The organism is Heliobacterium mobile, assembly GCF_009720735.1.
Classification (GTDB): Bacteria; Bacillota; Desulfitobacteriia; order Heliobacteriales; family Heliobacteriaceae; genus Heliobacterium; species Heliobacterium mobile.
In genome coordinates, this window is the sequence record NZ_WNKU01000056.1 from 1 (window position 1) to 6,662 (window position 6,662).

General features: G+C 38.6%; 6 protein-coding genes. 3 read left to right on the top strand and 3 right to left on the bottom strand.

Going from position 1 to position 6,662, the window contains the following annotated elements:
• Positions 1-414: 414 nt before the first annotated feature.
• A complete protein-coding gene (locus tag GJ688_RS18990; RefSeq protein ID WP_155478087.1) occupies positions 415-1,380 on the bottom strand; it encodes a tyrosine-type recombinase/integrase in 966 nt (321 codons plus the stop codon).
• Positions 1,381-1,926: 546 nt separating this feature from the next.
• Between GJ688_RS18990 and GJ688_RS21155 the strand changes: the two genes are divergently transcribed.
• The 3 genes from GJ688_RS21155 to GJ688_RS18995 all read left to right on the top strand — a co-directional run bounded on the left by GJ688_RS21155 (position 1,927) and on the right by GJ688_RS18995 (position 3,831).
• Positions 1,927-2,055, top strand: a complete 129-nt coding sequence (locus GJ688_RS21155) for a hypothetical protein (protein WP_268892117.1) — start codon at positions 1,927-1,929, stop codon at positions 2,053-2,055.
• Positions 2,056-2,075: 20 nt separating this feature from the next.
• On the top strand, positions 2,076-2,201 hold the full coding sequence (locus GJ688_RS21160) for a hypothetical protein (RefSeq protein WP_268892118.1): 126 nt from the start codon (positions 2,076-2,078) through the stop codon (positions 2,199-2,201).
• 373 nt (positions 2,202-2,574) lie between these two features.
• Positions 2,575-3,831, top strand: coding sequence for a hypothetical protein (locus tag GJ688_RS18995; protein WP_155478088.1), 1,257 nt, complete (start codon positions 2,575-2,577; stop codon positions 3,829-3,831).
• A 45-nt stretch (positions 3,832-3,876) separates the two neighbouring features.
• Here GJ688_RS18995 and GJ688_RS19000 read toward each other — a convergent pair whose 3' ends face one another.
• The gene (locus GJ688_RS19000; RefSeq protein ID WP_155478089.1) at positions 3,877-4,236 is read right to left on the bottom strand and encodes a hypothetical protein; all 360 of its coding nucleotides are present in this window, start codon (positions 4,234-4,236) and stop codon (positions 3,877-3,879) included.
• A gap of 474 nt (positions 4,237-4,710) precedes the next feature.
• A complete protein-coding gene (locus GJ688_RS19005) occupies positions 4,711-6,588 on the bottom strand; it encodes an HD domain-containing phosphohydrolase (protein WP_155478090.1) in 1,878 nt (625 codons plus the stop codon).
• Positions 6,589-6,662: the final 74 nt, after the last annotated feature.

A 6,662-nucleotide genomic window follows, 5' to 3' on the forward strand; every position in this document is an offset into this window, starting at 1 on the left:
CATTTCCTATCCCCTCCGTATTTATAAGTTTAACTTATAAGGGGATAAGACTCAAATACCTTTACGGGGCTAAATAGAAAGCTTAGAAATTGACTACGTTCCTAATGTAACTATTAAAGTTGAAGAAAGAGAAATTAATGTAGGTGAGCCCGATCTCGATATCCATCCGTTAGTACCTACTACATGGGCGGTTAAAATAACGTCAGGTGCTTATTTTGCTTTATGGGGTTACGAGGGTCATCCATCAATGGTACTTACCATCAATCCGGATTTATCCTTCTACGTAAAGTAATCCCATTAGAAATTTACCTTATATAATCTCTTAAATAATAATTGGTAAGTACGAAAAGCGTCGGGTGGCTAAAACTGCCACTTGACGCTTTCTTTACTGATACTCAAAATTATCCGATACTCCTACCCCATCTTCCTCGGACTTAGCATCCCCTCAATCTTATCAATCGCCTGTTTCTTAACATCGGGCAATACGTGGCTATATGTATCCAATGTTATCCTTATACTGCCATGGCCCAGCAACTCCTGCACCACCTTCGGATGAACACCAGCTTCGAGAAGCCGGGTTGCGTAAGTATGACGTAATGAGTGAAGATTGGTCTTCGGTATTTCCGCTCTGGCTAATAGCCGATGGAACTTCGTAGCCAAGTTCCGCTGTGATACCATCCGACCTTTCTTGGTCGTCACGACCAGCCCATCGTCTTCATATTCCTCGCCCTCACCCATTCGCTCGATGTACTGGAGCACTTGCCACCGCTTTAACTGCCTCACCAGATCTTCGGTTATCGGAATCCTCCGGTAGCCGTTTTTCGTTTTGGGCTCTTGGATTATCTGGTGGGTCTTGTTCGGGCCGTGTTCGTTCTTGACCAGTACGGTCCCTTTGGTGACGTCAATGTGACCACGTTCGAGATTGATATCTCCCCACTTCAAGGCGAGCAGTTCACCCACCCTCATCCCAGTTCCGAGCAACAGCTTGAAAGCGATCCAGAGCCGATCTTCCTCGGCTACAAACATAAATTCCTTCATTTGATCTACGGTAAATACGCTAATCTGCTTTTGGGATGCTTTTGGTTTGCGAACATGATCGGCGACGTTCTTGTTGACCAGACCATCATGTCCAGCTTGTTTTAGGGCTGTTCTTGCGGTGGTGAGAATTAGTTCTACCGTTCTTGTCGAAAGGCCTGATTGCTGCTTTTCATTTAATAACCGTTGAAGCTGCGTGGTCTGCAATGACTGAACCTTCACGTTGCCCAGCTTCGGCTTCAAATGAAGCCGGATGATATATTCATATGACTCCCAAGTTTTAGGACGCACGTTTGGCTTTACATATTGGTCAAGCCAGATGTCGAGCCATTCTGCGAAGGTCACCGTAGTGGGAATAACAAAGATTCCTTGGCGGTACTCGACAAGTGCTTGGTCACGCCACTGTAGGGCTTCACCCTCTGTTTTGAACGTTCTTCGAGCGTACTTTGGTTTGCCGTTATCGTCTTGGCCGATGTTGGACCTGGGCTACAAAGTAGCCGTCTTTGCGTTGGTACACAGAACCCTGGCCGGGTTTGTTGCGTTGGGAAGTCATAAAGAAACACCTACTCCTTTCGTTGGTGGATCAACTGATTTAGGAGGCAGGTGTAGGTTATCTCTAGTGGGGCGGGAAGGGAAGTTAAAGTCGATGGAAAGAAACATAGGATCGACTTCTATAATACCCAGACTTTCACTAAGTGGGCCAATTTTACATAAAGTAATAGTGGGTACCGAGGATCGCAATAATGATGATCAAAATGGCTAAAGCGACAATGTTTAACCGCTGGGACTGAGTATCCCGGCGGTCTTTTTTTTCGTTCACAACAACTCTTTCTATTCCATAAAATGGAATTGTAGGTGACACATCATTTAAGTTTGAAAGGAGGATTTCAAATGGGTGCTGTTGTTGCTGGAGCTCGTATTGGTTTTTCAACAGTTGTTGGTTTAGTAATTGCTCTCATCGTTATCGGAGCTTTCTATCCCGCGATTATTGGTGTTGGTTATGTTGGTGACGACTGCTAATTAGAAAGGGGGAAATAAAAATGGGTTGCTGTGTCGCTACAGGTGGGGGCTATATCGGAAATAGCATTGTTGCCCTGGCTATCTTGATTATCATTATAGCCATCCTCGGCACCGGATTTGGAATGGGCTTCGGTGCAGGTTTCTAATCGATAAATTTAATTCAAGCGTGCGGCGGTGTTTACTGCCCATGCTTTTTATTTTTTTTGGTGGTCATAGGTCATAAAGAAACACTGCTTCTTTCGACGTTATGATCGACTGATTTCAAGAGAGTCAGGTGTAGGTTATCTCTAGTAGGGCAGTTAGGGAAGGAAAAGTTTTAGATGCAGAGGGATTAGAATCATGTTCGTGTAAACGCAGATTTTTGAGGATGATGCCTTAAGTTAGATACTGGTATTACACAACCCAAAGCTCAAGATTTTTTATACATCTTTGGTTAATAAAGGGAGGAAATGCTTCAGATATGGCGAATTCCCCCATAGGTTTTTTTATCTAATCAACTTAACTAAGGGGGAGATAATTTTGGACAAAGAGAATAGATGTGAATATGGAAAGATTGAATTCGAGCAAAAAGATAAATTAGTATTCAATGAAGCCCGTATCTGCTTCTTAAATATTTTTGGTATCCCGAATTATTCCAAAACCGAACCATTAGTACGTTTGGATTTTCTTCCTCTTGATCAAAAGGAATACTTGAGTAAGGAACAAATAATAAATGCTCTTAATAAAAGTCAGATTAAATTTAATGAATATCACAGAAATGAAAATAATCAAAATCGTTATGACTTTTTTATTGAAGATAAGCAACTTGAGAAATGGGTAAAAAGTATTCCGAGTATTTCTAACAACAATGTACCGATTTCGGTTAAGGCAATCGAATTTACTTTATCAATATTAAAAGACCTTCGTATTGTTTTGTTTTACGTTAATATTTTACTTCAAGATACAACTCCAGATGATTTGATACTAATCCAACAATACTATAGTACTCATAAAAAAGAGGTAGTTGAAAAGATATATACATCTTTGAGTGGTTATAAATATAGAGAAGAGAAAATTTACTTTACTATACTATCCGAAGTACTCAACGTAAATCTTAAAAACCAAACGCCCCTCGAATTGATTGAACATTATCCCAAAGAATTCTATGGCATGCTAACAAATGATGAAGGCTGGCGACAAGTTCCTCAAAAATGGGCTATGGAACGAATTAAGTCTTATTGGGGTACTAGGACTTATTTACTTTTTTTAGCATTAGGAAGACGTACGATAATCCTAAAATTTGGTCACACAGAGGAATATAAACGATCTGTTGAATATGAAACACGTTTTAAGAACCTAGTCTATCGGACAGACAGTATCCCTATGGTAGATATAAGTCCATCAAATTTGGCAGGTACACCGTTTGAATACTCCTCGATTAATAATTTCATTTTGAGGGAAATGAATAATCAAGTAGATCTTTACTTTATTAAAGATGTTAAAGTAAATTTCGCTTTATTGTATAAATTTTGGAGAAATCGCGATATAATAAATTCTAAATTGGAAAAACTGCTTGATGTTAATGAGGGTATAGAGTTAGAATGTCTAAAAAATTACATTAAAGAAGCTATGAATATTCCTTATGAATACAATAAACTAAAAGAAAAGTTACCTTTAATTGAAAGTACATTTATAACCAGAACTAAATTGTATACGGATAGATTCTTATATGGATTCTCAATATTCAATTTAGTTTTGGCTTTGTATAATGTATATCGAAGCGTGTTTTTTAACTAAAAAATGAGTACATAACCTTTCTTTTATTGGTCATTAATTTGCGTTTTATAATCTCAACGCCTCCAAAATAATCCCAAACCCAAACCTCGACAGCCCCCACTGCCGGCAGATATATTCATCGCCATAATTCTTCCTCCACTTAGGGAGCAGTTGGACATGTTGCTCGTACTTCATCCGATCAAACACATCAAAGGGCACTAAGTCCTCAAACAATGAGTAAGTGATCAACGGCCCTGGGCGACGGTAGTCACGTTTGTCCTTGCCCGACATCCGCTCGGATGGCATGACCATGCTGCCGACACGGCCCAGTCGGGAGGCACGGCCACGGATACCGGAGGCAGTGGTTTTCTTTTCACGGATTTCTTCATAATACGATTTTTCAATTTCTGTTTCAGGGGGTTTCATAATATTGGCTCCCTCAAGAATATTATCACTATATTTTATCTATTCCCCTGCATTTTTGTAAATAACCACTAAGTAATTTATGAAGCGTGAGCCTCGGTGACGGGCTACGCTTTTCCTTTTTCTAAAGCATATTTCCAATATATCGGCGAATGTATGGTCTTCTGTTCAGCTGCTCTTCTAACTTCAACCGGCAATACTCTTCCCGGAGCCGGTCAACCTCACGAGACACAAGAATTGCTTGATTTAACTTTCTGGCCAACAGAAGTCGGGAGGCTTCGTGGCGTTTCTTGTGGATTAGTTTCAGAAGTTTATCTGCTTCGCTTTTCATCGGCAATAATCACTCTCTTCCAACATTTGGTGAGTGTTTATTCGATGAGGCGAGGGTAATTTCCTCCTTTTTACAGAATAAAGAAAAAGCGTTCGGCAGTGGGGGCCGGACGCTAAAATCTGAGCATAATTTTTTGGATTGAGTTGTTAGGCAAGTTCAGATTTAAGTATTGTGATAAAATCAGTAACCAACTTAGGATCAAACTGAACTCCACTATTTAGTGTAAGTTCTAAGATTGCAGCGTCTTTAGTCATCGCTTTTCTATAAGGTCGATCGCTGGTCATCGCATCGTAAGCGTCTACAATAGCAAGTATACGATCTTCAATAGGAATTTCTTCTCCTTTAAGTCCCAAAGGATACCCGTTACCATTCCACCATTCATGGTGCTTTAATATTAAATCCGCGATTGGTAGAAGCTCCGGAATTGATTGAGCAATTCGATGACCAATTTCAGCATGACGATTCATTTCTTTTCTTTCTTCTGGTGTCAAAGGACCTGGTTTTAATAGAATACTATCAGGGATCCCAACTTTACCTATGTCATGAAACTTTCCAAGTAACCACAAATCAGTAATTTTATTTTCATCAAGGTCTCTCGCCAGACCTAGGTGAGTCGCATACTCTTGTAATCGATTAGAATGACCCTCAGTTAAATAATCTCGGACTTCTAACATTTTCATCATAGCCTGTACTAAAGCATTCCGGTTACTTTGACTACTAGATAACTTTTGTCGGTACATAGCATCGTCGGCTTCTTTAATCGCAATATTGATTACTTCTTCCGATATCTCGTTACTTTTAATAAATTTCCATCCGATAGATAACTTAATTTGCAATCCCGAAACTGTAGATTGTCTGTTTTCTAATGATTTTTTAAGTTCATGGGATAAATCTGTGACACGACTCTCGTCGATATCAGTTAGGATTATAGTAAACTCATCGCCACCAGTTCGGGCTACTAAGCCGAGATTTCCAAACGTCTCTTTTAATACTCTTCCTGTTTCAATCAACATAATATCGCCAACACTGTGACCTAACGTATCATTAACTAGTTTAAGTCCGTCCACATCACAGCACAATATTGTTAAGCTTTGTATATTTCTCTTCGCTAATTGTTTCAACTCGTTTTCAAAATAAGAACGATTATATAAACCCGTTAACGAATCATATTGACCGGCATATACCAACGCTTCCTGTGATTTATTAAGGTGATCGAGTAAGTTATTTAATGTAACTGCTATCTTTCCAAATTCATCATTTCGTTCTATAGGTAATCGATTCTCCAAACCTTTATCTCTACTTAATCCTACTAAAAATGATATCGTTTTATTGAACGGTACAACAAAGATGCGATTAAACAACAATATATTTATCATTATAAAAAATACGCTTATTAAAAAGACAAGTTCAATAAACGCCGTTATTTGTAGTTGACCTTGTTTAATAATATTTCTGGGTAAAGAAACCTTTATATAGTACCCTTGTCGGTTAAATATATCCGTCAGGGGAAAATATCCGTTAACAGTTTCGTTGTTTGATTCTGATTGTAGATACCCAAAGCTGTTTGGATGGGCGTTTGAAGGGATATTACCCATAAAGAGAATGTTAGATTGCGTTAACTTTTCCAAATCATTAATTAAAAGATTATCAACATTACGTGTAAAAAAAACAATACCAGGACTCTTTCCGGTTTTCTCACCCGTAAAAATTCGTTGGGCGGATATAAGAATTGGCTGTTCAGAAATACAGATAAAACCATTAAAATGGTCATCAATCGTTTCTTCTTTAGTTTCACGATTTTGAGTAATTTTCGTCAGATATGTTAACAATTCACTGTTTACGGGTATCTCTACTTTATTTTTTAAGTCGATAGCTTTCGAAAACAATATTTTTCCATTAAGATCAGTTATTACTATTGTATTTATTTTAAGATTAGCGATAACAGAGTCAGACAAATTTCTCTCTACAAAATCATAATCTGAAATATCATGAGCAAAGTTAAACATTTCATCCCATATTGACATTAGTGTTCGGTTAAGACACTAAATACCATAAAATCAATCAAATACCACCCAGGGGTCGAGAAGTCGCTTTCGGT